This window comes from Sphingomonas faeni, assembly GCF_023195535.1.
In the GTDB taxonomy this organism is placed as follows: Bacteria; Pseudomonadota; Alphaproteobacteria; order Sphingomonadales; family Sphingomonadaceae; genus Sphingomonas; species Sphingomonas faeni_B.
In genome coordinates, this window is record NZ_JALPNF010000001.1 from 292,098 (window position 1) to 317,235 (window position 25,138).

General features: G+C 65.7%; 26 protein-coding genes. 12 read left to right on the forward strand and 14 right to left on the reverse strand.

All coding sequences use genetic code 11. The features are described from left to right. Window positions 1-6 precede the first annotated feature (6 nt). Window positions 7-564, forward strand: a complete 558-nt coding sequence (locus tag SPHN_RS01130) for a histidine phosphatase family protein (protein WP_248520645.1) — start codon at window positions 7-9, stop codon at window positions 562-564. After that, a complete protein-coding gene (gene cobS, locus SPHN_RS01135) occupies window positions 561-1,274 on the forward strand; it encodes an adenosylcobinamide-GDP ribazoletransferase (protein ID WP_248520646.1) in 714 nt (237 codons plus the stop codon). Before SPHN_RS01130 ends, cobS begins: the two co-directional genes overlap by 4 nt. Here the strand turns inward: cobS and SPHN_RS01140 are convergent. The 3 genes from SPHN_RS01140 to SPHN_RS01150 are packed head-to-tail and all read right to left on the reverse strand — an operon-like array spanning window position 1,239 to window position 4,601. Further along, complete coding sequence (locus SPHN_RS01140) at window positions 1,239-2,708, reverse strand: cobyric acid synthase (protein WP_248520647.1); 1,470 nt, start codon at window positions 2,706-2,708, stop codon at window positions 1,239-1,241. The two genes, cobS and SPHN_RS01140, sit on opposite strands and share 36 nt — an antisense overlap. After that, entirely contained in the window at window positions 2,696-3,634 is a 939-nt protein-coding gene (cbiB, locus tag SPHN_RS01145; RefSeq protein WP_248520648.1) for an adenosylcobinamide-phosphate synthase CbiB, read from the reverse strand. Before cbiB ends, SPHN_RS01140 begins: the two co-directional genes overlap by 13 nt. Further along, on the reverse strand, window positions 3,627-4,601 hold the full coding sequence (locus SPHN_RS01150) for an aminotransferase class I/II-fold pyridoxal phosphate-dependent enzyme (protein ID WP_248520649.1): 975 nt from the start codon (window positions 4,599-4,601) through the stop codon (window positions 3,627-3,629). The genes cbiB and SPHN_RS01150 overlap by 8 nt, the downstream gene beginning before the upstream one ends. 72 nt (window positions 4,602-4,673) lie before the next feature. On the opposite strand from SPHN_RS01150, the gene cobU reads away from it, so the two are divergent. The 3 genes from cobU (at window position 4,674) to SPHN_RS01165 (ending at window position 6,591) form a co-directional block, all read left to right on the forward strand. Further along, complete coding sequence (cobU, locus tag SPHN_RS01155; RefSeq protein WP_248520650.1) at window positions 4,674-5,231, forward strand: bifunctional adenosylcobinamide kinase/adenosylcobinamide-phosphate guanylyltransferase; 558 nt, start codon at window positions 4,674-4,676, stop codon at window positions 5,229-5,231. Between the two features lie 145 nt (window positions 5,232-5,376). Next, window positions 5,377-5,556 (forward strand): hypothetical protein, encoded by a 180-nt coding sequence (locus SPHN_RS01160; RefSeq protein WP_248520651.1) that lies wholly within the window; start codon window positions 5,377-5,379, stop codon window positions 5,554-5,556. 282 nt (window positions 5,557-5,838) lie between these two features. Further along, the gene (locus SPHN_RS01165; RefSeq protein WP_248520652.1) at window positions 5,839-6,591 is read left to right on the forward strand and encodes a Crp/Fnr family transcriptional regulator; all 753 of its coding nucleotides are present in this window, start codon (window positions 5,839-5,841) and stop codon (window positions 6,589-6,591) included. Window positions 6,592-6,594: 3 nt separating this feature from the next. Here the strand turns inward: SPHN_RS01165 and SPHN_RS01170 are convergent, their stop codons facing one another. The 6 genes from SPHN_RS01170 to SPHN_RS01195 all read right to left on the reverse strand — a co-directional run bounded on the left by SPHN_RS01170 (window position 6,595) and on the right by SPHN_RS01195 (window position 11,824). Beyond that, entirely contained in the window at window positions 6,595-6,813 is a 219-nt protein-coding gene (locus SPHN_RS01170; RefSeq protein ID WP_248520653.1) for a hypothetical protein, read from the reverse strand. 65 nt (window positions 6,814-6,878) lie between these two features. Further along, window positions 6,879-8,132, reverse strand: coding sequence for an N-succinylarginine dihydrolase (locus tag SPHN_RS01175; protein WP_248520654.1), 1,254 nt, complete (start codon window positions 8,130-8,132; stop codon window positions 6,879-6,881). After that, on the reverse strand, window positions 8,129-9,145 hold the full coding sequence (locus SPHN_RS01180) for an arginine N-succinyltransferase (protein WP_248520655.1): 1,017 nt from the start codon (window positions 9,143-9,145) through the stop codon (window positions 8,129-8,131). The genes SPHN_RS01175 and SPHN_RS01180 overlap by 4 nt, the downstream gene beginning before the upstream one ends. After that, a complete protein-coding gene (locus SPHN_RS01185) occupies window positions 9,142-10,347 on the reverse strand; it encodes a hydrolase (protein WP_248520656.1) in 1,206 nt (401 codons plus the stop codon). The genes SPHN_RS01180 and SPHN_RS01185 overlap by 4 nt, the downstream gene beginning before the upstream one ends. A gap of 40 nt (window positions 10,348-10,387) precedes the next feature. After that, window positions 10,388-11,290 carry a DUF481 domain-containing protein gene (locus tag SPHN_RS01190; RefSeq protein ID WP_248520657.1) on the reverse strand — a complete coding sequence of 301 codons (903 nt, stop codon included), beginning with the start codon at window positions 11,288-11,290 and terminating at the stop codon, window positions 10,388-10,390. 39 nt (window positions 11,291-11,329) lie between these two features. After that, window positions 11,330-11,824, reverse strand: a complete 495-nt coding sequence (locus SPHN_RS01195; RefSeq protein WP_248520658.1) for an RNA pyrophosphohydrolase — start codon at window positions 11,822-11,824, stop codon at window positions 11,330-11,332. Between the two features lie 74 nt (window positions 11,825-11,898). Between SPHN_RS01195 and SPHN_RS01200 the strand changes: the two genes are divergently transcribed. The 3 genes from SPHN_RS01200 (at window position 11,899) to SPHN_RS01210 (ending at window position 15,638) form a co-directional block, all read left to right on the forward strand. Continuing rightward, the gene (locus tag SPHN_RS01200) at window positions 11,899-12,840 is read left to right on the forward strand and encodes a histone deacetylase family protein (RefSeq protein WP_248520659.1); all 942 of its coding nucleotides are present in this window, start codon (window positions 11,899-11,901) and stop codon (window positions 12,838-12,840) included. Next, a complete protein-coding gene (locus tag SPHN_RS01205) occupies window positions 12,837-14,198 on the forward strand; it encodes a cryptochrome/photolyase family protein (RefSeq protein WP_248520660.1) in 1,362 nt (453 codons plus the stop codon). The genes SPHN_RS01200 and SPHN_RS01205 overlap by 4 nt, the downstream gene beginning before the upstream one ends. Window positions 14,199-14,393: 195 nt before the next feature. Then, on the forward strand, window positions 14,394-15,638 hold the full coding sequence (locus tag SPHN_RS01210) for an SAM-dependent methyltransferase (RefSeq protein ID WP_248520661.1): 1,245 nt from the start codon (window positions 14,394-14,396) through the stop codon (window positions 15,636-15,638). A 130-nt stretch (window positions 15,639-15,768) separates the two neighbouring features. Here the strand turns inward: SPHN_RS01210 and SPHN_RS01215 are convergent, their stop codons facing one another. Then, window positions 15,769-16,479 carry an SDR family NAD(P)-dependent oxidoreductase gene (locus SPHN_RS01215; RefSeq protein ID WP_248520662.1) on the reverse strand — a complete coding sequence of 237 codons (711 nt, stop codon included), beginning with the start codon at window positions 16,477-16,479 and terminating at the stop codon, window positions 15,769-15,771. A 16-nt stretch (window positions 16,480-16,495) separates the two neighbouring features. Beyond that, on the reverse strand, window positions 16,496-17,953 hold the full coding sequence (gene purF / locus SPHN_RS01220; protein ID WP_248520663.1) for an amidophosphoribosyltransferase: 1,458 nt from the start codon (window positions 17,951-17,953) through the stop codon (window positions 16,496-16,498). A 121-nt stretch (window positions 17,954-18,074) separates the two neighbouring features. On the opposite strand from purF, the gene hisI reads away from it, so the two are divergent. The 4 genes from hisI to SPHN_RS01240 are packed head-to-tail and all read left to right on the forward strand — an operon-like array spanning window position 18,075 to window position 21,207. Further along, window positions 18,075-18,437: a phosphoribosyl-AMP cyclohydrolase gene (gene hisI, locus SPHN_RS01225; protein ID WP_248520664.1), complete on the forward strand. Its 363-nt coding sequence runs from the start codon at window positions 18,075-18,077 to the stop codon at window positions 18,435-18,437. Continuing rightward, complete coding sequence (locus SPHN_RS01230; protein ID WP_248520665.1) at window positions 18,434-18,919, forward strand: hypothetical protein; 486 nt, start codon at window positions 18,434-18,436, stop codon at window positions 18,917-18,919. Before hisI ends, SPHN_RS01230 begins: the two co-directional genes overlap by 4 nt. 32 nt (window positions 18,920-18,951) lie before the next feature. Then, window positions 18,952-19,401: a MerR family transcriptional regulator gene (locus tag SPHN_RS01235; RefSeq protein WP_248520666.1), complete on the forward strand. Its 450-nt coding sequence runs from the start codon at window positions 18,952-18,954 to the stop codon at window positions 19,399-19,401. Window positions 19,402-19,404: 3 nt separating this feature from the next. Further along, window positions 19,405-21,207: an acyl-CoA dehydrogenase C-terminal domain-containing protein gene (locus SPHN_RS01240; protein ID WP_248520667.1), complete on the forward strand. Its 1,803-nt coding sequence runs from the start codon at window positions 19,405-19,407 to the stop codon at window positions 21,205-21,207. A 129-nt stretch (window positions 21,208-21,336) separates the two neighbouring features. On the opposite strand, the gene SPHN_RS01245 is transcribed toward SPHN_RS01240, so the two are convergent. Genes SPHN_RS01245 through SPHN_RS01255 form a run of 3 tightly spaced genes read right to left on the reverse strand, consistent with a single transcriptional unit; the run spans window position 21,337 to window position 24,916 of the window. Next, complete coding sequence (locus tag SPHN_RS01245) at window positions 21,337-22,650, reverse strand: cell wall hydrolase (protein ID WP_248520668.1); 1,314 nt, start codon at window positions 22,648-22,650, stop codon at window positions 21,337-21,339. Next, the gene (cysK, locus tag SPHN_RS01250; RefSeq protein WP_248520669.1) at window positions 22,647-23,567 is read right to left on the reverse strand and encodes a cysteine synthase A; all 921 of its coding nucleotides are present in this window, start codon (window positions 23,565-23,567) and stop codon (window positions 22,647-22,649) included. Before cysK ends, SPHN_RS01245 begins: the two co-directional genes overlap by 4 nt. After that, complete coding sequence (locus SPHN_RS01255; protein WP_248520670.1) at window positions 23,564-24,916, reverse strand: MFS transporter; 1,353 nt, start codon at window positions 24,914-24,916, stop codon at window positions 23,564-23,566. Before SPHN_RS01255 ends, cysK begins: the two co-directional genes overlap by 4 nt. Between the last annotated feature and the right edge of the window lie 222 nt (window positions 24,917-25,138).

Genomic DNA, 25,138 nt, shown 5'->3' on the forward strand with positions numbered 1-25,138 from the left:
GCGTACATGCTGCACCTGATGCGGCACGGGGCGCCCGAAGTGGCGGGGCGAATGCTCGGACGGACCGACGACCCGGCAACCGAGGCGGGGATCGCCGCCTGCGTCGCACGCGCGGAGGGGATCGCGGTGGAACAGATCGCAGCATCCGATCTGATCCGCGCGCGTGTCTGTGCGGCGGCGATCGGGGAGCCGCGCGGCGTTTCGGTCGAGGTCGATCCACGCTGGCGGGAACTCGACTTCGGCACCTGGGACGGTTTGGGCCCAGCCGAGATAGACCCCGCCGAGTTGGCGGCGTTCTACGACGATCCCGATGCCTCGCCACCGCCCGATGGCGAACGCTGGTCCGCGTTGCAGGACCGTGTGGCGGGCGCACTGGCAGAGATGCCACCGGTCTCGACATTGGTGGTGACGCATGGCGGCGCGATCCGGGCGGCGCTCGCGGAATTGTGCGGGTTCGATCGATGGCAGATCTGGGCGTTCGACCTCCCCTATGCCGCGCTCGTCTCGCTACGCATATGGCCGGGCCCGACGCGGACCGTGCAGATCGTCGGGCTGGCGACGTGAAACGGTTGATCGTCGCGTTTGGCTTTCTGACCCGCCTGCCGATGCCGCGCGTCGAGGTGACCTCGACTGATTTCGCTGCGGCGATCCGGTGCTACCCTGCCGTCGGTCTCGTGATCGGCATGATCGTCGCGGCGGTCGGATGGCTGGGTGCGCTGGTCGATCCGTGGATGGGGGCCTGTGCTGCGCTGCTGACCTGGATCGCGGTGACGGGGGCGCTGCATCTCGACGGGCTCGCCGACCTCGCCGATGGGCTGGGCGCGGCGCATGGCGATCGGACGCGGCTGCTCGCGGTCATGGCCGATCCTCATATCGGGAGCTTCGGCGTCATCGCGATCGTCGGTCAGATGCTCGCCAAACTCGTGCTGCTGCATGCGATCGGCATGAACTGGGCACTGATCCTCGTTCCGTTCGCGGCGAGGATGGGGCCGCTCGCATGGGCGAGATTGTTGCCGCCACTGCGGGCCGGCGGGCTCGGCGCAGCGGTTGCTGGTGCGGTACGCGCGCGCGATCTGCTGGGATGGGGCCTGCTGCTCGCGCTCGCCGCGGTTGCGGTGCCGGCGCTCATCGCTCTCCCGCTGCTCGTGCTCGGCATCGCGACATGGTTCCGGCGGACGCTTGGCGGCGTGACGGGCGACGCGCATGGCGCCGGGATAGAGATCGTCGAGACCGGGCTGCTAATTGCGCTCGCGGTGACCTGCACGCTCGCTTAGCGCCAGCAGCGCATCGAGATCGACGTGACGTTCGAGCGTCGCGGCGATCGCATCGAGCGCAGCATCGATCGACGCGCCATGATCGGGCCCGATGGCGGCGACGCCGAGCCGCGCAAGCCACACCGCGCGTTGCTCCGCAAGCCCCAGCAGGCCGTGGACGTAACTGCCCGACACCAGCCCGTCCGCACTCGTGGCGCCTTCGGGACTGCCATCGGCGCGGTGGCCTACGGGACGGGCAGTTGCGGGTCCGGTGGTCGCGCCCATGTGCATCTCATAGCCCTCGAATGCCGCGCCCTGCGCCCGGCCGCGCACCCGCTCCAGCGTCTTGCGGCCGGTGAGGACCGTGTCGATGTCGAGCAACTCGAGCCCGTCGACACGCCCCGCCGGCCCCTCGATCCCGTCAGGGTCGACGATGCTGCGACCGAGCATTTGATAGCCGCCGCAGAGCCCGAGCACCGGCTTGCCGCGGCGGTGATGCGCACGGATATCGATGTCCCAGCCTTGCGCGCGGACAAAGGCGAGGTCGGGGATCGTTGCTTTCGATCCCGGGAGCACGATCATGTCGACGTCCGGGATCGGCGTCCCCGGCGGTACCATCACCAGCGCGACGCCGGGTTCGAGGCGGAGCGGATCGAGGTCGTCGAAATTGGCGATCCGCGGCGTGATCGGACAGGCGATCGTGACGCGGCGCTGCGAAGAGGCGATCGGGCGTTCGAGGATTACCGCGTCCTCGCTCGGCAACCGTACCGCGTCTGCAAGCCACGGCACGACGCCGTATCCCCGCCATCCGCTCCGCGCTTCGATCGCGCGATAGCCGTCGTCGAACAGCGCCGGGTCGCCGCGGAACTTGTTGATCAGGAACCCGTGGATCATCGCCGCGTCGGCCGGATCGATCACCGCGCGCGTGCCGACGATCGCTGCGATCACGCCGCCGCGGTCGATATCGCCGACCAGCACCACGGGCACGTCGGCAGCGCGTGCGAAGCCCATGTTGGCGATGTCGCCGGCGCGCAGGTTGATCTCCGCCGGGCTGCCCGCGCCTTCGACGACGACGAGATCGCAGCCTGCTGAGAGACGCTCGAAACTGTCGAGCACGTCGACAAGCAACCCTTCGCGCCCCTCGCGCCAGCGCGCCGCGGCGAGCGTCCCGCGCACCTGCCCGCGGACGATCAGTTGCGAGGTTCGGTCGCCCTGCGGCTTGAGCAGCACCGGGTTCATGTCGACGCTGGGTTCGACCCGGCAGGCGATCGCCTGCGTCGCCTGCGCGCGGCCGATCTCGCCGCCATCGGCGGTGACGGCGGCGTTGTTCGACATGTTCTGCGGCTTGAACGGGCGGACCGACAGCCCGCGATTGGCGAACGCGCGGCATAGCCCCGCGACCAGCACCGACTTGCCGACGTCCGAGCCGGTCCCCTGGAGCATCAGAGCGCCCATGCGATCCCGCCGGCAATGACGAACAGCAGCACGCACGCCCGGCAATAGATGCCGAGCGCGGCGCGAAGATCGGCAGCGGTAGCGTCCGCACGGCCATCGCCGATATAGGGCTTGGCGACGCTCACCCCGTCATAGGCGATCGGGCCCGCAAGCTTGAGACCAAGCGCACCGGCCATCGCCGCTTCGGGCCAGCCGGCGTTGGGCGACGCGTGATTCCCGGCGTCGCGCCACATCGTCCGCCATCCGCCGAGCCCGGCAAGGCACAGCAGCACGCCGCTGAGCCGCGCGGGGAGCAGGTTCGCGACATCGTCGGTCCGCGCTGCCGCCCAGCCGAACGCGCGCCAACGCTCCTCACGGTGCCCGATCAGACTGTCGGCCGTGTTGATCGCCTTATACGCCCACAGTCCCGGCAACCCAGCGACAACCAACCAGAACAGCGGCGCGACGACGCCGTCGCACACGCTCTCGGCAAGGCTCTCGATCGCCGCACGCGCGACGCCGGCTTCGTCGAGCGACGTGACGTCACGGCCGACGATCATCGCGACGCGCGTGCGGGCGGTGGCGAGATCACCCGCCTTGAGCGCGTGCGCAACCGGAACGACGTGATCATGGAGACTGCGGATAGCAAGACCAGGTGCAGCGAACACGCCGATCGCGATCCAGCCGACGTATCCGAACACGGTCCGCAAGGCCGTGTCGAGCGCCAGCGCGACGATCACCACGACACCGACCAGCAGGAGCATTGTCAGAATGCCTGCCGCCCGCCGCGCTGCAGCCGATGATTCTCGAACGTTCCAGCGGGCCTCCGCCAGGCCGATCAGCCGCGCGAAGCCGCCTACGGGATGTCCAATCCTTGCATAGACTGCCGCCGGCCACCCGATCGCGGCGTCGACCAGGAGCGCGACGAGCGCGACCGGCTCAACCATGCGCCAACGCCCGGTCCAGCCGATCGAACGCAACGTCGTCTGCCGGCAGGCCGATCCGCAGCCACCGTGGCTGATAGTCGAATGTACGCGTCAGGATCCCGGCGTCTGCCAGTCGCTCGAATATCGTGGCGGCGGCGTCGCTTTCGATCAGGCGGAACAGCGGGCATGCGCCAACGCTGCATAGCCCGTAACGGGCTAGGACCGCATCGAGCCGCCCGGCCCGGTGAACGCTTGCGATGCGGGTCGCCTCGATCCACGCGGTATCGCGGTACGCGGCCGTGCCATAGGCCACGGCACAAGCCGAAATCGGCCAGCTGCCCAGCCGGTGGCGAATTGCAGCGACATATATCGGTGGCGCGATCATGAACCCGAGCCGGATCCCGGGAAGGCCGAACGTCTTGCCGAACGACCGGAAAACTATCGCGCGATCGGACGGGCCGAGGTGCGGAACGATGCTGAACGACGGGAGCAGGTCGACGAAGGCTTCGTCGATGACGAGCCATAGGCCGCGTCGCATCAGAGTCAGCAGTCGATCGGGTGCATCGAGCAGCCCGTCCGGATTGTTCGGGTTCGCCAGCAGCAGTGTGCCTGCCGCGAGCGTATCGATATCCGCCCGCGCCAGCCGATCGGCATCGTCGAACACGTCGGCGTGGGTGCCGTAACCGGGCGTTACGAACCGGGCAGGCCGAGGGAGATCGAGACCGGCCAACAGGCGTAGTCCGATTTCGCTTCCCGGCACCGCGATGACGCGATCGGGATCCGTTCCGAACATCGCCGCAGCCGCCGCTTCGAGCGCGGCAACCGATGCGGGCGAGGGGAGTGCGGCAAGATTCACGGGCGGCAGCGGGTCGGATCGCCACGCATGGGGATTGATCCCGGTCGACAGATCTATCCACGGGGTCGGTGCGTCAGGGTACAGGATGGCGGCGAGATCGACCCTCCCGCCATGCGTATGCAACCCCGTCATGCTATCCTTTCGCTTGATCTTCCGTCGTCCATCGTCATTCCGGAGGCGTGCTGCAAGGGTGTAGGAGAAAGCATGTCGTTACAGGGAACCAGACCATCGTTCGGCAAGAGCCTGTTCGTGCTCGGCGGAGCGCGGTCCGGCAAGAGTCGCCATGCGCAGCTTGTCGCCGAGACCGCAGCGGTGCCGCTTAACGGATCGTTGATCTATATCGCGACGGCGCAGGCCTTCGATGATGAAATGCGCGACCGGATCAAGCGCCATCGCGACGACCGCGATGCGCGGTGGCAGACCATCGAAGCTCCGACCGAACTCGCAGCGGCTTTGCGCGGTGCGGACGGCACGAACGTCATCGTGCTGGTTGATTGCCTGACCTTGTGGCTGTCCAACCTGCTGCTCGGCGATGCGGATATCGACCGCGAGGTGGACCGCCTTCTCGCGACCCTGCGCACGATGCAGGCGCGCACGATCCTCGTCTCGAACGAGGTCGGGCTCGGTATCGTCCCCGACAATGCGCTTGCGCGGCGTTTTCGCGACGCGGCAGGGATATTGCATCTGAGGCTGGCGGCGCAGGTCGACTCCGTCGACGTTCTGATGGCGGGCCTCGTCCAACATTGGAAGCAGCCGATGTAGAGCGACCACGCCGTGTTCAGGAATCGCGTCGTCGAGCAGAGCCAGCAACCTTGCCTGTCGGTACCGGTATTGGTTAATCGCTGTCGCTTGCACGGATCTGGCGGGGCTCTGGTAGGAGCGATCACCATGTGCGAAGGAGGCCGAAATGCACAACGAACCGCAGGCGATCGCACGGTTGAAATCGATGGTCTTTTTGATCGAGGAAGCGATGCGGATTGCGGATCAGGGCGACAATCCCTTGTTCGGCGCCAAGCTGAGCGACTGTATCGACTGCCTGCAAAGCGCGCTGGATGAGATTGCCCCCGGGTCTTCGTCTCGATCGTAAACAGACGATTTTGAGCGATCTATTCGGTCGATCGACAAAACAACTCTCGGATCGGGCCAGTATCTGCTACACTGAGGCAAATATCGTCAAAGATACGGATGTGACCTTCGACCTCGATCTTTAATTCATGTTTATTTCAACCATCGACCATATGTTGCGATCAGCTTGATCCGAATATGTTATCGTCTTTTACCGACAGCCGATCCTTGGGCGCTGACGGCCGAGAGAGGCATGTGCTCCCGCCCCGATTTGTGCGGGAGAACGCAGTTGAACGATATTCTGATGGACCATAATGCCGTGATTTCGCCGCTCGCTCCGCTGGCTTTGATGGTGCGAAAACTCGAGACGCATGCGGTCCTGAACGACGCCGATCGGCGTGCCCTGCTTGCCTTGCCCTATACTTTGCGTACCTATGAACCGTCGTCCTATCTCGTGCGGGAGGGCGATGCGCCCGAGCAATGCGCCGTGTTGCTGTCCGGTTTCGCGTACCGCCAGAAGTTGACCGGATCGGGCATGCGCCAGATCGTTTCGTTGCACATCCCAGGTGAAGCGCTCGATTTTCAGCACCTTTTTCTCGATGTCGCGGATCATAATGTCCAGACGCTGACCCGCGCGGAGGTCGCCACGATATCGCGATCCGCCTTGCGCGAACTGGCGCGGACGCGTGCGTCGATCGGCAATGCGATCTTCGTCAACACGCTGGTCGAGGCATCGATTTTTCGTGAGTGGATCCTCAATATCGGCCGGCGTGATGCGCGGTCGCGGCTGGCGCATTTCCTGTGCGAGTTTGCGATCCGGCTCGATATGCAGGGCTTGGTCGATGCCAACGGCTACGAGTTGCCGATGAGCCAGGAACAGCTCGGCGACGCGCTCGGGCTCACCGCAGTGCATGTCAACCGGACCATCAAGTCGCTCGAGGCCGACGGGCTGATATCGCGCAACCGACGTCGGATCAGCTTCCCGCGCTGGGATGCGCTGCGCGAATTGGCGGATTTTTCCAGCCGCTATCTGCATCTGACGCAGCAGAAGGCGTAACGTCTATCGCCCGCGGGCGTGATCGACCGAGTCTATGATCCGTCCGCCAGCCATGAAAACCGCAATCGGGCAGACGGCAAACAGCATCCAGCCGCCATAGCCTGGATATTGCTGGAGATAGTGCATGCCGCGCTCGACCGCGCCCACGCCAAGGCCGTAAATGACGAGAAAGGCCTCGAATTTTGTTTTGATGATGAAAAGGCGGGTAAGGCGAGTCCACATGGAGCAAGTCAAGCAAAAAGCGTGCCAACGGCGAATTGCGGCCAATTATTCCCTGGCCTTTGTGGTTAACTGTCAATTAACTCGACAAGGTTGAGGGCGGTCAGAAGCGTGTGCCGCGCCGTTTCGATCTGGGCGATCAACGCGGGATCGGCGATCTCAGCGGGATCGATGGTCTCCGGCCAGTGCGTTTCGACAATGGCTTCGATGCGGTTGAGCGTGTCGTGGTCGACCAGGAAGCGGGGATCGACCGTGGTTGGGTCGGCGACGACGCGCAGGCGAAGGCAGGCCGGACCGCCACCATTGCTCATCGATTCCCGGACATCCACGACGTGCAGATGCCGGATCGGCCCGTTGCTCGCGACATGCGCCTGAAGCCACGACCAGACCGCGGGGTTAGCGCGCGCTTCCTCGGGAAGAACCAGCGCCATACCGTCGGCGACCGACACGAGTTGCGCATTGAACAGATAAGACGCAATCGCATCCGCCAGGCTTACGCGGTCGGCCGGGACTTCGACGATTTCTACTTCGGGCATCAGGGCACGGAGGCTCGTGTAGAACCGGTGCTTGTCGGCAAACGCATGTTCATGTGCGAACAACACGCGTTCGTTTGCGACCGCGACGACGTCGTTGTGGAACGCTCCCGCGGCGATCGCCGCGTCGGATTGCTGGACGAAAAGCGTTTGCGCGACATCGAGACCATGGGATCGCGCGACGGCTTCGCTCGCGTCGCAGTGCTGGCGCGCGGGGAATGGGCCACCGGGCAGGCCGTAGACGAAGACCTCGACACCGGGCGCATCATGACTCGCGCAGAGGCGCATGTGGTTCGCCGCGCCTTCGTCGCCGAACGGTGCGGGGATGGGAGGATGGACGGCGAAAGCGGGGTTTGCGAACGCCATCCGAAGTTGGGCAAGCGTGCCGTGTGGCTCATGGCTGCGGTGCGGCATCGTCCCAAGATTCGCGACCGTCAGGTGACAGCGGCCATCGCGCGTATCGGGAGCAGGCGAAACGGTCGCCGCGTTCGCCGCCCACATCGCCGACGCCGAGAGCGCCTGCGCTTTCAGGTGATAGGGCGCAGCGCGATAGCTCGTGGACAGCGTCTTCAGCCAGGCGTGATCCGGTCGAGCCAGCGGAAATAGGATCCCCTGAACTAACCCGAGATCGAGGTTCGCCCGCATCTTGGCAATGCCCTGTAATGCCGCCGCGCGCGGGTGCGCTACGTGACCGGCATGGCGGGTTGCGGCGAGATTGCCGGGGCTGAGACCGGCGAAATTGTGGCTAGGACCGATCAGTCCGTCGAAGTTGATCTCGACCAAAGTCATAGCCGTGCCACGTGTGTAACGCTGTCGTTCCGGGCGATGTCGAGGGCTTGAGCGGCATCCTCCGACAGGGCGATGCCGCCCTCGATGTCGCGGACGCGACCGAATGTGGCGCGAAAGGCCGCGAGCCGGCCGGTCGCAATCAAGGCATCCTTGCCGTCGTCGCCGCCGATCGCCACGACTGTGCTATCGCGCGCATCGGCGATAGAGCGGACCTGGTCGGTGCGGGCGGTCATCGTCGGGCCGCCATCGAAGATGTCGACGTAATTCTCGAACGCAAAGCCTTCGTTCTCCAGCATCCGCATCGCCGCGCGACCCGAAGGGTGCGGCAGGCCGATGGCCGCGCGTGCGCTCTCGGTCAGCATCGCGGTGTAGATCGGGTGTTTGGGCATCAGGTCGGCGATGAACTGATGGCCATTGATCGCATTGAACTGATCCGCATCCTGGAAATTCATCCCGAAGAAGCGACCCGCAAGGCCGTCCCAGAACGGCGAGCCGCCGGCCTCGTCGATCACGCCGCGCAGTTCGGCGAGGATCCGGTCCGCGAAGCGTGCGCGGTGCATCTTGATGAACAGATAGCGGCTGCGTGCGAGCAGCAGGCCAAGACCGCCGGCGCGTTCGCCGGGATGGAGGAACAGCCCGCCGACTTCGCTCGCGCCTTCGAGATCGGTGGCGAGCGAAAGCATATCGGCGCGGAAGGTGCGGTTCAGCTCCTTGCTGTGCTGCGTGAGCTGGCCGATCCGGTAGCTGTAGAACGGGTAGCTTTGTCCCACCTGCGTGAAGATCTGGCAGGTGCCGCGCACCTCCTGCGTCTCGATGTTTTCGAGGATGAGTACGAACAGCTCGTCCTGGACCGGGCCGTCGGTACGCGCGAAGGCGGCGTGGCTGCGCTCGAGCTTGGCGGTCAGCGCGCGTCGGTCGGGCGGCAGGTTGGTGAAGCCGCCCCCGGTGAGCTTTGCCATTTCATAGAGATGCTGGAGATCGGCATCGACCGCCGCGCGGATCCTGAAGCTCACAAGCGGCCCTCCGCAATACGCAATATGGTGACGGCCGACAGCGCCGCGCGCTCGGCCAGACTGTCGGGGATCATGAATTCGTCGGTCGAATGGATCGCGCCGCCGCGAACGCCCATCGTGTCGATGACTGGCACGCCGGCGGCTGCGATGTTGTTGCCGTCGCAGACGCCGCCGGTCGCCTTCCAGGCGATGTCGAGCCCGAGGTCCGCACCCGATGCCTTGACCAGGTCGAACAGCCGCGCCGCGCCCGGGTCGATCGGTTTAGGGGGGCGGTTGAAGCTGCCATGAACCTCTATGCGGACGTCATGCTCGGCAGCGACCATCGCGACGGCGGAGTCGATATGCGACTGCGCGCGCGTGATCTCGTCGAGCGTCGCGGGGCGGAAGTTGATCCGAAGAATGGCGAGGTCGGGCACGACGTTGTTCGGACCGCCGCCCTCGATCCGCGCCGGGTTCACGGCAAGACGCGGGCCGCGCACCTTCGACAGGCGCACCGCGATGTCGGCCGCGGCGACCAGCGCGTTGCGGCCGTCGTCCGGGTTGCGACCGGCGTGCGCGCTGCGGCCATGGACGATGATCGAGAAGTTTCCCGTGCCGCCGCGCGCACCGGCGAGCGTACCGTCGGCAAGCGCGGGTTCGTAGGTCAGGGCTGCGACCTTGCCGTGCGCGGCGCGGGCCAGCAGCGCGGCGGACGAGAAAGAGCCGGTTTCCTCGTCGGAGTTGACGACGACGTCATAGCCGATCCCGGCGGCGAGCGGGCTGGTTTCGACCGCCCGGAGCGCCGCGAGCATGACGGCGAGCCCCCCTTTCATATCCGCCACGCCGGGGCCGTTCAGTCGGCCGTCGTCGAGCCACTGCAGCGACTGGAATGCGTGACCGATCGGGTAGACCGTATCCATGTGTCCGGTGAACAGCATCCGCACCGGCGCGTCCGGCCGCACGACGAGATGCAGGTGCTTGCCGTGCTCGATCGCCGAGACCAGGCCGTTCGCACCGACGCTGTCGACCGGGGTTGGCTCGACCAGCGTGATATCGCCCGGCAGGGTCGCGAACGCATCGCCGAGCAACCCGGCCATCGTCGCCAGGCCCGCGAGGTTGCGCGTGCCACTATTGATCGCCGCCCAGGTTTGGACCTGCGCCAGCATCGGTGCAGCGCCCGCCGTGTCGACGGCATCGCGCTCTACAGTTGAAAGTCCCCTCATCGCGCAACCCTAGCGAGGCCGGGCGCGGGTGGGAACAGGCTCAGAAGCTGTAGACGAGCGATGCGCGGCTGGTCGTGTCGGTCGAGACCGAGCCGATCGGCGGTTCGCTTTCATACTGGACGCTGTACGACAGCGCAGCGGAGAGTGGTCCGATCAACTTTGCGTTGAGCGACGTCGTGCCGCTGAGCGTACTGTTATAGCGTTGGACATAGGCGGATGCGACCTGACTCACCGACAGCCCGCTGAGAATACGGATGCTGAAATTTGCCGTCCCACGCGCGGCGATGCTGCTCTGCTCGGTGTCGTCGGTGAATTCGGTATAACGATAGGCCGGTCCGAGTTCGAGATCGAGCTTGGTGCCGGCGGTCTTGATCAGGCTGTAGCCGGCACCGACGGACGTAGAATAGCGGTTGAAATACCCCAGGAACCGGTCGCCTTCATACTGCGCGACGCCATAGATATACGCCCGGTCGTCGATCTTGTAGTTCGGTTCGTAAGACGCAAGGTAATGCTCGCGCGTCGTGACGTTGACGTTGGATTGGTAATCGGCCTGCGCATGGAATTTCTGTCGCCAGCGAAGGCCCTCGCGGTTCAAATCCAGCACCGCGGTGCCGCCAGCGGTATCGGAATTGCCGGTCGTCAGATAGCCGCCAACCTCCGCCTTGCCGCTCCAGAGATCGAGGAAGCTCGCCTGCCGGATGACCTGCGTGCGCTGCGCGGCGCGATCGGCCTTCCACTTTTCGGCAATCGCCAGCACCGCGTCGCCGCTGAGCGGATCGGCGGCGCGAGCATATTTGGCAACCGTGTTGACGTCCGCCTCGTTCCCCGACTCCAGCGCCGCATCGAGCATCGCGCGGATCGTTTCGGGGATCATCACCGATTGCGGATCGGGCGCGTTCGCCAACAGCAGCGGAGCGGTAAAGATAAGATATAAGCGGCGCACAGCCATGCCGTAACGGCAGCGTAGCGGAATGGGAACTGCTCAGCGCGTACCCGTTGCGCCGAGATGTGGCGCGAAGGCGGCGAGTACCTGTTCGTATAGCGCCTTCTTGAACGGCACGATCAGCCGCGGGAGATCGGCAGGATCGCTCCAGCGCCATGCACGGAATTCCTCGTGCTCTGTGGCGATGTTGATATCGGCGTCGGTGCCGTGGAAGCGGTAGAGGAACCAGCGCTGCGTCTGCCCGCGCCACTTACCCTTCCACACCTTGCCGAGCAGTTCGGGTGGGAGGTCGTAGACGAATTCGCCGGGGGCCGCCGCGATCAGTTCGACCTTGTCCGGCATCACGCCGGTTTCCTCGCCGAGTTCGCGCAGTGCGGCGGCCTCGGCGTCCTCGCCGGGATCGATCCCACCCTGCGGCATCTGCCACGCATCGAGCGGCGAATCGTTGCGCTGGCCGACGAAGATCTTGCCGTCGGCGTTCATCAGCATGATCCCTGCGCACGGACGATACGGGAGGGTCGAAGTGTCGGTCAAAATAGTCTCCGCAACGCAGGTGCTTGGCGCTCGGATGGCTTGGGGGTCGAGCAGCGCGTTCCTACCTACGGAGCATGATCCATGTCGTCCACCATCCCGACTATATCACGCCGGCGCCCGCGCGCTCGACTTATCGCTGGAACAAGAACGGGCTGATTCGCGACCTGCTGCTTGAAAAGGGCGATGCCGTGGCATGGCACCGCGCCGAGGCGACGCCGACCGCATGGTTGGAGGCGGTGCATGACGAGGATTACGTCGCCGAGGTGCTTCGTGCGGAGGTCCCGAAGGAGAAGGAGCGGCGGATCGGGTTTCCGGTGACGGCGGCCGTGGCGTCGCGCGCGGTGATCGTGCCGCACGGGACGTGGATGGCGGCGTGTCTCGCGCTGAAACATGGATTTGCTGCAAATACGGCGGGGGGGAGCCATCATGCGCTGGCAAACACCGGCGCGGGGTTCTGCGTGTTCAACGATCTGGCGGTTGCGGCGGCGCGGCTGATCGACGAGGGGCGGGTGGCGCGTGTTCTCGTGGTCGATTGTGACGTGCATCAGGGCGACGGGACCGCGGCGCTGCTCGCGGGACGGCCGGAGATCGCGACCTATTCGATCCACGCTGAGAAGAATTTTCCGGTACGGAAGGCGCGGTCGACGATCGACGTGCCGCTGCCGGACAAGGTCCGCGACGAAGCTTATCTGGCGATTCTAGGGGCGACGCTGGTGCCGTTACTCGACGAGTTTCGGCCGGAGTTGATCTTGTATCAGGCGGGGGTGGACCCGTTCGAGGGCGATCGGCTGGGGCGGTTGTCGCTGACCATGGACGGTTTGGCGCGGCGCGAGCGGCTGGTCGCTGGCCTTGCGATCGACCGAGGCGTGCCGCTCGCGAGCACGGTCGGCGGCGGGTACGGCGAGGATGCGCTCGCGATCGCCGAGCGGCACGTCGCCGCGATCATGACGCTGGGCGAAACTTTTGCCGCCGCAGGTGACGCCGGACTGCGGGTTGGTGCATTGAACGCGCGATGACGACACCTTCTTTGCTCTGGCTGCGCCAGGACCTCCGCCTTCACGATCAACCCGCGCTGATCGCCGCCGCGCATGCGGGGCCGGTAATTCCGGTCTACGTCCTCGACGACGATGCGCCGGGGAAATGGAAGATGGGCGGGGCGCAGCGCTGGTGGCTGCATCACACGCTCGACGCGTTCGGGACGTCGCTGGCCGACAAGGGCTCGAGGCTGATCCTGCGGCGCGGCGATGCGGTCGAGGTGCTGACGGCGCTGATGGAGGAAACCGGCGCCGGGCAGGTCCATGCGATCCGGCATTATGAGCCGTGGTGGCGCAAGGCCGAGGCAGCGCTCGGCGATCGATTGTGCCTGCATGATGGCAATCATCTCGCGCGCGTCGAGGACGTAAAGACGGGCTCAGGTGGGCAGTTCAAGGTGTATTCCTCGTTCTGGAAGGCGCTCAACCAGATGATGCCGCCGGGCGAGCCCGAGCCTGTACCGCGGACGGTCCCGGCGCCGTCGACGTGGCCGAAGACCGAAAAGCTCGCGGACTGGGATTTGCTGCCGACCAAGCCGGACTGGTCGACGGGGTTCAAGGACTGGACGCCGGGCGAGGCGCATGCGTTGAAGAACGCGAAGGCGATGGCCCCGATCGTCGAGGCTTATGACGTCGATCGCAACATGCCGTCGATCGAGGGCACGTCGCGCCTGTCCCCGCATCTGCATTTCGGCGAGATTTCGCCGCGTGCGGTGTGGCATGCGGTCGACGGGCACGGCGATGCGACCACGTTCCGCAAGGAACTGGCGTGGCGGGATTTCACCGATGGCGTCGTGCTGACGATGCCGGATTACGGCGACACGAACGGGCGGCCCAAGTTCGATAAGCTCCCCTGGCGATCCGGCAAGGAGTCCGATGCGGACTTGAAGGCGTGGCAGGAGGGCAAGACCGGGTATCCGATCGTCGATGCGGGCATGCGCCAGCTTTGGGCGACGGGGTGGATGCATAATCGCGTGCGGATGATCACGGCGAGCTTCCTGGTGAAGCACCTGCTGATCGATTGGCGGGAAGGCGAGCGCTGGTTCTGGGATTGCCTGGTCGACGCGGATTACGGGAATAACGCGGTGAACTGGCAGTGGGTGGCCGGGACGGGCGTGGATTCGAACATGTTCGGACGCATCATGGCGCCGTTGTCGCAGTCGGAGAAGTTCGACGCGGGGGACTATATCCGCGAGTGGGTGCCGGAACTGGCGAAGGTGTCGGGGGCGGCGATCCATGATCCGGACGAGTCGGGGTGTCGGCCAAAGGCATATCCGGCGAAGATCGTCGGGCATCGCGAAGGGCGCGAGCGGGCGCTCGAAGCCGGGCGCCACGCGCGTTAATATACTGCCAAACGCACACCCGTCATCCTGACGGAAGTCAGGATCCAGAGTAACAGGCGGCGACCTTTTTGGCTCTGGATCCTGACTTTCGTCAGGATGACGATAGGAGACGTCCGTCGTCTATCCACCGACATAGACTACTGTTTAACGCCTTCCTCTTTCCTAGCTCGCCCCCCTGTTGCATGGAGCGCCGCGATGACTGCCGTTCCCGCTTTCGACGATGTGCCTGCCGCGCAAGTTTCCCCGGTCGCGCGTCTCGTCGCGCCGATTTTCCACCGCTTGCTAGACCGGATCGATGCGGGGCTTGAGAGCGGCGGGATCGACGCACGGCTACCGGACGGCACGCGAAGGCTGATCGGCGGGCGCGCGCCGGGGCCTTTGCCGGTGGTGACCGTGCATCGCTGGCGTGCGTTGGTGCGGTTGGCGACGGCGGGGTCGGTCGGCTGGTACGAGGGCTGGGCGGCAGGCGACTGGTCGAGCCCCGATCCGGTCCCGCTGTTCGACCTTTTCATGCGCAACCGGCGGTCGCTGGGGGGCGCGGCGCGGTCGGGGGGCGTAGTGCGGTTGGCGGCGCGGGCGTGGCACAGAATGCGGCGGAACGACCCGACTGGCTCGCGGAAGAACATCGCCGCGCATTACGACCTCGGCAACGATTTCTACGAGACGTGGCTCGATCCGAGCCTGACCTATTCGAGCGCGATCTTTGAAGAGCCCTTCGACGATGCCGAGCCGCATGTGGCGGGGCAGACGACCAAGTTGCGCGCGATCCTTGACCGAACCGGCGTGCGGGCTGGTGATACGATCCTAGAGATCGGCTGCGGCTGGGGATCGTTTGCGGAGCTGGCGGCGCGGGCGGGGGTCGGCGTACATGCGCTCACGCTGTCGACCGAGCAGAAGCGGCAGGTCGACGACCGGATCGCCGCGGCGGGGCTCGATGGCGTGTGCGTGGCGCTGACCGATTACCGCGACGTCACCGGGACCTATGACGCGGTGGCGAGCATCGAGATGGTCGAGGCGGTCGGCGAGGAATATTGGCCGGTGTATCTCGACGCGATCGCGCGCGCGCTGAAGCCGGGTGGGCGCGCGGCGTTGCAGTATATCTCGATCGACGACACGATCTTCGATGCCTATTCGCGGAGTGTCGACTTCATCCAGCGTTACGTGTTCCCGGGCGGGATGCTGTTGTCCGAGCCGCGGTTTCGCGCGCTGGCGGAGGCGCGCAAGCTGACGTGGGAGGACCGGCGCGGGTTCGGGCTACACTATGCCGAGACGTTGCGGCGGTGGCGGGTGGCGTTCGATGCCGCGGTGGCCGAGGGGCGGTTGCCGGCGCGGTTCGATGCGCGGTTCGTGGCGTTGTGGCGATACTATCTGATGTACTGCGAGGGCGGGTTTCTCGGCGGCGGGATCGATGTCGCGCAGGTTACGCTGGTGAAGCGCTAGAATCCTCCCCCGCCAGGGGGAGGTGGCGCCAAAGGCGACGGAGGGGGAGGACACGGAAGCTACGTGGTCGCTTACCTCCCCCTCCGTCTGGCAAGCGCCAGCCACCTCCCCCTGGCGGGTGAGGATTCCTTTAGTTCACCCGCTCGAAATGGCCGGGTTCGAAGCCTTCGATTGCCAGCGCCACGATCCGGTCAGCCACCACCGTCGGTTCCTTGACCGAATTCGGATCTTCGCCCGGATAGGCGCGCGCGCGCATCTTGGTGCGGGTCGCACCGGGATCGACGATCGCCGTGCGGATCGCGCTGATCTCCGCCATCTCGTCGCCATAGGCACCGAGCAGCGTTTCGAACGCGGCCTTCGAGGCACCATATAGACCCCAGTATGCGCGGGGCTTGCGGCCTACGCTGGAGGTCACGCCGATCACGCGGGCCGACTTGGCCTTCTTCAGCATCGCATCGAACGCCGCGATCAGCGCGGCCTGTGCGCTGACGTTGAGAGTCAGGACCTGCGCCATTTCCTTCGGGTCGATCGCCGGGACCGACGACAGCGAGCCGAGCATGCCAGCGTTGAGGACGAGGATATCAAGCGCATCCCAGCGGTCCCCGATCGCCGTCGCCAAGCGCGCGATGGCTTCGCTTTCCGCCAGATCGAGCGGGGCGATCGTCGCCGAACCGCCGGCCGCGTGGATCGTCGCCTCGACCTCTTCGAGACCGCCTGGAGTGCGCGCCGTCAGGACGACATGTGCGCCCTTCGCCGCCAGAGCGATCGCAGTCGCAGCGCCGATGCCGCGGCTGGCACCGGTGACCAGCGCCAGCCGGCCTTCGAGAGGCTTGTCCGTCATAATCGCTCCGGGATTATCAGATGACGCGTTCGGCGAGCATCGCGAACTGATCGACTTCCGAGCCTTCGTCATGGTCGGTCAGCGTGGTCGGGTAATCGCCGGTGAAGCACGCATCGCAGTATTTCGGACGGACATCCGCGCGCTTCGCCTCGCCGAGCGCCTTGTAGAGGCCGTCGATCGAGATGAAGTTCAGGCTGTCGGCATGGATGAAGCCGGTCATGCCGCCGAGGTCGAGCTTGGCCGCGAGCAACTTCTCGCGCTCGGGCGTGTCGACGCCATAGAAGCACGAATGCCGCGTCGGCGGGCTGGCGATTCGCATATGGACTTCTGCCGCGCCGGCCTCGCGCATCATCTCGACGATCTTCAGCGAAGTCGTGCCGCGGACAATCGAATCGTCGACGAGGATGACCCGCTTGCCCTTGATCAGCGCACGGTTGGCGTTGTGCTTCAGTTTAACGCCGAGATGGCGGACCTTGTCGCCCGGCGAGATGAACGTGCGGCCGACATAATGCGATCGGATGATGCCGAGCTCGAAAGGGATGCCCGACTGCTGCGCATAGCCGATCGCCGCCGGCGTGCCCGAATCGGGGACGGGGATGACGAGGTCGGCATCGACCGGCGATTCGATCGCGAGCTGCGCGCCGATCGCTTTGCGGACCGAATAGATCGAGTGATCGTCGACGATCGAATCGGGGCGCGAGAAATACACCCATTCGAAGATGCATGGCCGCGCCGCCATCGGTGCGAACGGGCGGATCGAGCGGATCTCGGAACCCTGGACGATGACCAGCTCGCCCGGCTCGATCGCGCGGACGAAGGTGGCGCCGACGACGTCGAGCGCGACTGTCTCGGACGCGAAGATCACCGCATCGCCGAGCTTGCCCATGACGAGGGGGCGGATGCCCAAGGGATCGCGGCAGGCGATCATGCCCTCGGGCGTCATCACGATCAGCGAATAGGCGCCCTCGATCTGCTTCAGCGCATCGATGAAGCGATCGAGCAGCGTCCGGTAGTTCGAGGTCGCGACGAGGTGGATGATGGTCTCGGTATCGCTGGTCGACTGGAAGATCGAGCCGCGGCGGACGAGCTCGCGCCGCAACCGCATCGCATTGGAGATGTTGCCGTTATGCGCGATCGCGAAGCCGCCGGTCGACAGCTCGGCGTATAGAGGCTGGACGTTGCGCAAGGCCGTCTCGCCGGTCGTCGAATAGCGGACATGGCCGCAGGCGACGGTGCCGGGGAGGGCGCGGATCACGTCGTCGCGGTCGAAATTGCCCGCGACATGCCCCATCGCGCGGTGGGTGTGGAAATTGGCGCCGTCGAAGGTGGTGATGCCGGCGGCTTCCTGCCCGCGGTGCTGCAGCGCGTGCAGCCCCAGGGCTACGAGCGCGGCCGCGCCATCGGTGGCGGAGACGCCGAACACCCCGCATTCTTCGCGGAGTTTGTCGTCATCGAAAGGATTGGTCGTCTGCATGCCGGATCTCACGTCGTGCGGAAGCCGCCCTATACGAGCGGTTCGCGGCGTTGTCGCCTGTTTGTAATAACATTGCGTGCTGCTGGTCGCATCGGGGCGGGTTTCGGGTATATCTCGCGCCATGACACACAGCCGCGACACGGGCCTGACGCTCGATCCGAAATTCGATTCCGCCGGGCTTTTGACCGCGGTCGTCACCGACCGTGTCTCGGGCGACGTGCTGATGGTCGCGCATATGAATGCGGAGGCGCTGGCGCAGACGCAGGCGACCGGCGAGGCCCATTTCTGGTCGCGTAGCCGTGAGAAGCTGTGGAAGAAGGGCGAGACGTCGGGGAACGTGCTGCGCGTCGCCGAGCTTCGGATCGACTGCGATCAGGATGCGGTGTGGGTGATCGCGGACGCGGCGGGGCCGGCGTGCCACACCGGCGAGCGGACCTGCTTCTTCCGGCGGATCGAGGGGGGCGGACTGGTACCGGCCGAATGAGGCGGGCGCTGCTGCTCGCTTTAATGTTGGGCGGATGTGGGCGAGAGCCGTCCGACGTCGTGGCGGACAGTGCGGGGGCTCGGCTGGAAGCCGCTGCCGAGACGGCGGGCATCGTGCCGGACCCGAACGCGCCGCTGCAAGGATCCTGGGCGCGCGATACCGACCGGGTCTGCGTCGTCGGGACGGACAAGATTGCCCGGATCGGGGTCAGCGTCGATTATGGCGAGGCCCAGGGCTGTACCGCGTCCGGCACGGTCGAGCGCTCGGGCGACGCACTCAAGGTCGCGTTCGGCATGTGCAAATTCGACGCGAAGTTCGACGGCGACCGGATCGTCTTTCCGGCCGACATGACGCAGGCCTGCGAGTCGCTCTGCACCGGTCGCGCATCGCTCGCCGCGCTTACCGTCGATCGGATCAGTGGATCGCGCTCGGAGGCCTCAACGCTGAGATCATCTGCCGGGAAGTTGCTCTGCGCTAATTGACGTTGACGTAAACGAGAGTTATCTCGTCGGGGATGGCGACACGAGCATCTCCTTCCCCGGTCTCTCCCGAATCCTACGCGGTGATCGAACCGCGGCATGATCGCGAGAGCTTCACGATCTCCGACCTCTCCGCCGAGTTCGACGTCACCGCGCGAGCTTTGCGGTTCTACGAGGACGAAGGCCTGATCGCGCCCGAGCGTCGTGGGACGCAGCGCATCTATTCGCACCGCGACCGCGCGCGCCTCGCCTGGATCCTGCGTGGCAAGCGCGTCGGGTTCAGCCTCGGCGAAATCCGCGAGATGATCGACCTCTACGATCTCGGCGACGGCCGGCGTGCGCAGCGCCAGGTCGTGATCGAGCGCAGCCAGGCGCGGATCGCGCTGTTGACGGCGCAGAAGCGCGACATCGATCTCGCCATCGACGAACTCACCAGTTTCGTGGCCCTTCTCGAAGCCAGCCGCGCCCAAGACAACCAAGGATAAATCATGCCCCAGTATACGCCCCCCGTCCGCGACACACGTTTCGTCCTCGAGCATGTCGTTGGCCTGCCACGCTATTCCAATCTCCCCGGCTTCGATGCGGCCTCGCCCGACGTCGTCGATGCAGTGCTTGAGGAGGGCGGCAAGTTCGTCGCCGAAGTGCTGTTCCCGCTCAACCTGTCGGGCGATCAGCAGGGTTGCACACGGCATGAGGACGGCTCGGTGACGACGCCGGACGGCTTCAAGGAAGCGTATAAGCAGTACGTCGAGAGCGGCTGGGCGACGCTCGGCAACCAGCCGGAGTATGGCGGGCAGGGCATGCCGCACGTCGTGTCGACCGCGTTCCAGGAATACATGATCTCGTCGAACATGGCGTTCGCGATGTATCCTGGCCTGACGCACGGCGCGATCGCCGCGCTGATCGCCAAGGGTTCAGACGCGCAGAAGGCGATGTACGTGCCGAAGATGGTGTCCGGCGAATGGGGCGGGACGATGAACCTGACCGAGCCGCAGTGCGGCACCGACCTGGGCCTGATCCGCACCAAGGCCGAGCCGCAGGCGGATGGTTCGTACGCGATCACCGGGACGAAGATCTTCATCTCGAGCGGTGAGCATGATCTGACCGACAACATCATCCACCTCGTACTCGCCAAGACGCCGGGCGCGCCGGACAACGTGAAGGGCATTTCGTTGTTCGTGGTGCCGAAGGTCCTCGTCAACGAGGACGGTTCGCTCGGCGCGCGCAACGGCGTCACCTGCGGGTCGATCGAGCACAAGATGGGAATTCACGCAAATTCGACGTGCCTGATGAACTATGATTCGGCGACCGGTTGGCTGGTTGGCGAGGAGACGAAGGGCCTCGCCGCGATGTTCATTATGATGAACGCCGCGCGTCTCGGCGTCGGGCTTCAGGGTCTTGGTGTAGCCGAAGTCGCCTACCAGAATGCCGTCCAGTACGCGCAGGACCGCCGCCAGGGTCGCGCACTGACCGGGCCGAAGGAGCCGCAGGAGAAGGCCGACACGCTGTTCGTCCATCCTGACATCCGCCGCATGCTGATGGAGGGCAAGTCGCTGACCGAGGGCCTGCGCGCGCTGATCCTGTGGACCGCGCTCCAGGCCGATCTCGAGCATCATGCCGAGAGCGAGGAAGAGCGCCAGCTGGCCGGCGACCTGATCTCGCTGCTGACCCCGGTCATCAAGGGATACGGCACGGACATGGGCTATGCGATCGCGACGAATGCGCAGCAGGTTTACGGCGGGCATGGCTACATCGCCGAATGGGGCATGGAGCAATATGTCCGCGATGCGCGGATCGCGATGATCTACGAGGGCACCAACGGCGTCCAGGCGATGGATCTGGTCGGGCGCAAGCTCGCGCAGAATGGCGGCCGCGGGATCCAGGCGTTCTTCAAGCTGGTGGCGGATGACGTCGCGGCGGCGAAGGGCGATCCGGCGACAGCGGCCTTCGCCGAGGCGCTGGAGAAGGCGAACGGCCAGCTCCAGGCGGCGACGATGTGGTTCATGGCGAACGGCATGAAAAACCCCGAGAACGTCGGTGCGGGTGCGGTCAGCTATATGCATCTGATGGGAATCGTCGCGGTTGGCGTGATGTGGCTGCGGATGGCGGTCGCTGCGGCCAAGCTGCAGGCAGCAGGCGAGGGCGAGGCCGCGTTTCTCGACGCCAAGCTGGTCACCGCACGCTTCTATGCCGAGCGGATCCTGCCGGATGCAGGCGCACTGCGCCGCAAGATCGAGGGCGGTGCGGAGTCGCTGATGGCGCTGCCGCCCGAAATGTTCATGGCGGCCTGATCGGGGAGGGGGCGGGCTACAGTTCGCTCCCCTCGAACGAGCGTGCGTCCAGTGAGTCCGAGCCCCTGCGACCTAATCTAGTCTACCCACCCCGCTCCCCTCCCATCCAGGCAGGGGAGCGGGGTTTTCCTACTTCATGACCGGCGCAGTCGGCGCGGGCGTCGCTGTGGACGCCGCCATGGCGTTCGGTCTGCGCCGCACACCGTTCAGTTCGATCGCCGCAGCAGGTGCGTTCGGCGCAGCGGCGGGTGGTGGCGGTGCGGCGGTCATTGCCGCCCGCGTAACCATGCACTGGTCCGCATCAGCGCGCTTGAACTGGCGGCAGTTCCACAGCGATCGTTCGTAGTTGCTCGCCCGATCGCGCAGATAGCTGAAACTCAGCGCGGCGGTCTGCGCTGGCTCCAGCGGAATTGCAGTCGCCGTCTTCGTCCCGTCGGTCCACGCCATATACCGACAAAAGGGTTTGTCCCCGCACGCCTGGACCGCAAGCGCAGTCAGGCCGTCGGCGCTCTGATTGCGCGGCAACGTCATGAAAATCGTGTCGCTATCCAGCGGCATCACGGGCGCAGACGCCGCCTCAGCGGCCGCACCGAACCCCATCGCGATCGACGCCTCCGCCAGTGCGGCGTCCGCCTCGGCCAGCACCGCGCCGGTCCTGTGCGCGTCGGACAGGGCGGCGAGTTGCGCGATTGCGGGCTCGATCGTCTCGGGATGGCGGCCGAACGCCGGCGGCGTGCCCCACCAGCCGGACCAGCGGAAGAATAGATGCGTCTTGACCGCGGTGATCTTGTCGAGGCTCGACTGCCAATATGGCACGACCCAGTCGGTGTGGTAATGCGTGGCATAGCCGACCTGCTTGAATACCGTGCCGGACAGCGATGCAGCGGCGACCTCGCGCGCACGGCGCCAGGCATCGTCGGTGGGATGCCAGCGGGTGATCGCGCCGTCGCAGCTGAAGCTGAACTGGCACCCGGTCGACCGGTCCTGCCCCTCGAACACCACGCCGCACACGGTCTTCGGAAACGCCGGATGGCGGAGGCGGTTGAGCACGACCTGCGCGACGGCGCGTTCGCCCAGCGTATCGTCGCCGGCCTCGTAGAGGACTCCCGCCGCCATGCAATCGGTCGCACGTGCCAGGTCCTCCGGCCCGCCGGCAAAGCGGAACGGGCGAGCGGCCGGGTTGGGCGCCGTCGAGAACGGAACCGTCGCGTTGAACGCGCGCGCATCTTCAAGACTGAGATCGACGAACTTGACGGGTTCGACCTTCGGGACTTCGGCTTGGGGCACAACCCGGCCCGGCGGGAGCTTCACCCGCTTCGATACGTGGACGATGGTGGGCGCGTTGGCGACGATCAGCGCAGGCCCGACGATTGCCAGAGCGGAGATGCCGACGAGGGTGGCGCGCAGCACCCGCGTACCGCGCGCGGAGAGATCGGTCCTCACTGTTCGGGCAGGAAGTCCGGGACCGACAAATAGCGCTCACCGGTGTCGTAGTTGAAGCCGAGAACGCGCACGTTGTCAGGCAGATCGGGCAGCTTCTGGAGGATCGCCGCGAGCGTCGCGCCCGAGCTGATGCCGACCAGCATGCCTTCTTCGGTCGCCGAGCGGCGCGCCATGTCCTTTGCCACACCGGCGTCGACCTCGATCACGCCGTCGAGCGCCTGCGTGTGGAGGTTCACCGGAATAAAGCCCGCGCCGATGCCCTGGATTGGGTGCGGGCCGGGCTGCCCGCCGGCGATCACCGGTGAGGCGGCGGGTTCGACCGCGTAGACCTTCAGCGACGGCCATTCCTTCTTCAACGCCTCGGCGACGCCGGTGATGTGGCCACCGGTGCCGACGCCGGTGATGATCACGTCGATCGGCGTGTCGCGGAAGTCGGCGAGGATTTCCTGCGCTGTCGTAGCGACATGCACGGCGATGTTCGCAGGGTTTTCGAACTGCTGCGGCATCCACGAACCGGGCGTCTGCTCGACCAGTTCCTTCGCGCGCTCGATCGCGCCTTTCATGCCCTTCTCGCGCGGGGTCAGATCGAACGTTGCGCCATAGGCCAGCATCAGGCGACGGCGTTCGATCGACATGCTCTCGGGCATGACTAGGACGATCTTGTACCCCTTTACCGCGGCGACGAGCGCCAGGCCGATGCCGGTGTTGCCGCTGGTCGGCTCGATGATCGTGCCGCCGGGCTTGAGATGGCCGTCCTTCTCCGCCGCCTCGATCATCGCGAGCGCGATGCGGTCCTTGATCGAGCCGCCGGGGTTCGAGCGCTCGGACTTCACCCAGACTTCGGATTCTGGGAACAGCTTCGACAGGCGGACGTGCGGCGTGTTGCCGATCGTGTCCAGGATCGAGTTGGCCTTCATGGCTTGGCTTCTCCGTGCTGAGGTTCGGTTTCCAGGATCTCTGGGGGATCAAAGGTTTTCGCGCGGCCTAGTTCCGGGAATAGTCGCGCCCAGCCGATCGTGATCGCAATAGCACCGACACCGCCGAACACCACTGCGCCGACCGGGCCGAGCAGCGATGCCATCACGCCGCTCTCGAATTCGCCGAGCTCGTTCGAGGCGGAAATGGTGAGCTGCGACACTGCGCTGACACGGCCGCGCATGGCATCTGGCGTGTGGAGCTGGATCAGCGACTGGCGGACATAGACCGAGATCATGTCTGCGCCGCCCGCGACGATCAGCGCGACGAGGCTGAGGACGAAGGCGGGCTGGACCGGGATGCCGACGATCGTGCCGGGCGCGATGCCGAGCAGATCGACGATTGGCGTGGCGATGCCGAAGGTGAGGATCGCGAGGCCGAACACGACGACGGCGATCAGCATCTTCACGCCGACATTGGTGCTCATCGGCCGGACCGAGAACCATACGGCCGTGATCGCCGCGCCGATGCCCATGCCCGCTGCGAGCACGCCCAGCCCCTGCGATCCGACGTGAAGGATGTCACGCGAGTACACCGGCAGCAGCGAGGTCGCGCCAGCGAGCAGTACCGCGAACAGGTCCAGCGTGATGGTCGCGAGGACGAGGCGGTTGCGGCGGACATAGGTGAAGCCCTCGATGATCCGGGCGAGCGGGCGGTGATCGGTCTGCGTCGCGGGCTGCGGCACCGGGCCGATCATGAACATGAAAACGAGCGCGGCGAGGAACAGGATCGTCGCCACACCGTAAGCGACCTCCGGGTGGATCGCATACAGCAGCCCGCCTACGCTGGGGCCGGCGATCGTGCCGACCTGCCACGCGATCGAACTGATCGCGATCGCTGTCGGGAGAACCGCGCGGGGGACTAGGTTGGGGGCTAGGGCGGAGTAGGCGGGCCCCGAGAACGCTCGCGCGACGCCGAAAGCCACCGCGGCGACGAACAGCACGCCAAGCGTGAGGTGGCCGGTCCACGTCAGCAACCACAATGTCGCGGCCGTGAGCACCAGCAGCGTCGTCGTGCCCCGGACGATCCAGCGGCGGTCGAAGCTGTCCGCGATAAGGCCGGTGATCGGGGTGAGCAGGAACAGCGGCACGAACTGAGCGAATCCGATCATACCGAGCATGAAGGCCGCCTGGCGGATGTCCATCGTCTCGCGGGCGATGTTGTAGACCTGCCACCCGATCACGATCGACATCGCGCTGACCGCGATCGTGCCGGTGAAGCGAGACAGCCAATAGGCGCGGAAATTGGCGATCCGTAAGGGATGCTGGTGGGGGTCTGTCGTGGGAGCCATTGCGGCTGGCTTTAGGCGGTGGCTCGCAGGGAGGGCAACCGGAGCTTTGCTTGGGGTGGGGATAGTGGCGTGGCTGAACCGTCGGATCACCCGCGCCGCCGTATACCCGCCGTCATCCTGACGAAAGTCAGGACCCAGGATTACTAAGGACAGCGTTTCGTTACTCTGGGTCCTGACTTTCGTCAGGATGACGGCTGTGGGTGAGCATTACTAGGCGAGTCG

What these genes read in the sequence shown, in the direction of transcription:
- SPHN_RS01130 (WP_248520645.1), top strand. Translation starts at nt 7, where the DNA reads ATGCTGCACCTGATGCGGCACGGGGCGCCCGAAGTGGCGGGGCGAATG.
- SPHN_RS01140 (WP_248520647.1), bottom strand. Translation starts at nt 2,708, where the DNA reads ATGGGCGCTCTGATGCTCCAGGGGACCGGCTCGGACGTCGGCAAGTCG.
- cbiB (WP_248520648.1), bottom strand. Translation starts at nt 3,634, where the DNA reads ATGGTTGAGCCGGTCGCGCTCGTCGCGCTCCTGGTCGACGCCGCGATC.
- SPHN_RS01150 (WP_248520649.1), bottom strand. Translation starts at nt 4,601, where the DNA reads ATGACGGGGTTGCATACGCATGGCGGGAGGGTCGATCTCGCCGCCATC.
- cobU (WP_248520650.1), top strand. Translation starts at nt 4,674, where the DNA reads ATGTCGTTACAGGGAACCAGACCATCGTTCGGCAAGAGCCTGTTCGTG.
- SPHN_RS01160 (WP_248520651.1), top strand. Translation starts at nt 5,377, where the DNA reads ATGCACAACGAACCGCAGGCGATCGCACGGTTGAAATCGATGGTCTTT.
- SPHN_RS01165 (WP_248520652.1), top strand. Translation starts at nt 5,839, where the DNA reads ATGGACCATAATGCCGTGATTTCGCCGCTCGCTCCGCTGGCTTTGATG.
- SPHN_RS01170 (WP_248520653.1), bottom strand. Translation starts at nt 6,813, where the DNA reads ATGTGGACTCGCCTTACCCGCCTTTTCATCATCAAAACAAAATTCGAG.
- SPHN_RS01175 (WP_248520654.1), bottom strand. Translation starts at nt 8,132, where the DNA reads ATGACTTTGGTCGAGATCAACTTCGACGGACTGATCGGTCCTAGCCAC.
- SPHN_RS01185 (WP_248520656.1), bottom strand. Translation starts at nt 10,347, where the DNA reads ATGAGGGGACTTTCAACTGTAGAGCGCGATGCCGTCGACACGGCGGGC.
- SPHN_RS01200 (WP_248520659.1), top strand. Translation starts at nt 11,899, where the DNA reads ATGATCCATGTCGTCCACCATCCCGACTATATCACGCCGGCGCCCGCG.
- SPHN_RS01205 (WP_248520660.1), top strand. Translation starts at nt 12,837, where the DNA reads ATGACGACACCTTCTTTGCTCTGGCTGCGCCAGGACCTCCGCCTTCAC.
- SPHN_RS01210 (WP_248520661.1), top strand. Translation starts at nt 14,394, where the DNA reads ATGACTGCCGTTCCCGCTTTCGACGATGTGCCTGCCGCGCAAGTTTCC.
- SPHN_RS01215 (WP_248520662.1), bottom strand. Translation starts at nt 16,479, where the DNA reads ATGACGGACAAGCCTCTCGAAGGCCGGCTGGCGCTGGTCACCGGTGCC.
- purF (WP_248520663.1), bottom strand. Translation starts at nt 17,953, where the DNA reads ATGCAGACGACCAATCCTTTCGATGACGACAAACTCCGCGAAGAATGC.
- hisI (WP_248520664.1), top strand. Translation starts at nt 18,075, where the DNA reads ATGACACACAGCCGCGACACGGGCCTGACGCTCGATCCGAAATTCGAT.
- SPHN_RS01230 (WP_248520665.1), top strand. Translation starts at nt 18,434, where the DNA reads ATGAGGCGGGCGCTGCTGCTCGCTTTAATGTTGGGCGGATGTGGGCGA.
- SPHN_RS01235 (WP_248520666.1), top strand. Translation starts at nt 18,952, where the DNA reads ATGGCGACACGAGCATCTCCTTCCCCGGTCTCTCCCGAATCCTACGCG.
- SPHN_RS01240 (WP_248520667.1), top strand. Translation starts at nt 19,405, where the DNA reads ATGCCCCAGTATACGCCCCCCGTCCGCGACACACGTTTCGTCCTCGAG.
- cysK (WP_248520669.1), bottom strand. Translation starts at nt 23,567, where the DNA reads ATGAAGGCCAACTCGATCCTGGACACGATCGGCAACACGCCGCACGTC.
- SPHN_RS01255 (WP_248520670.1), bottom strand. Translation starts at nt 24,916, where the DNA reads ATGGCTCCCACGACAGACCCCCACCAGCATCCCTTACGGATCGCCAAT.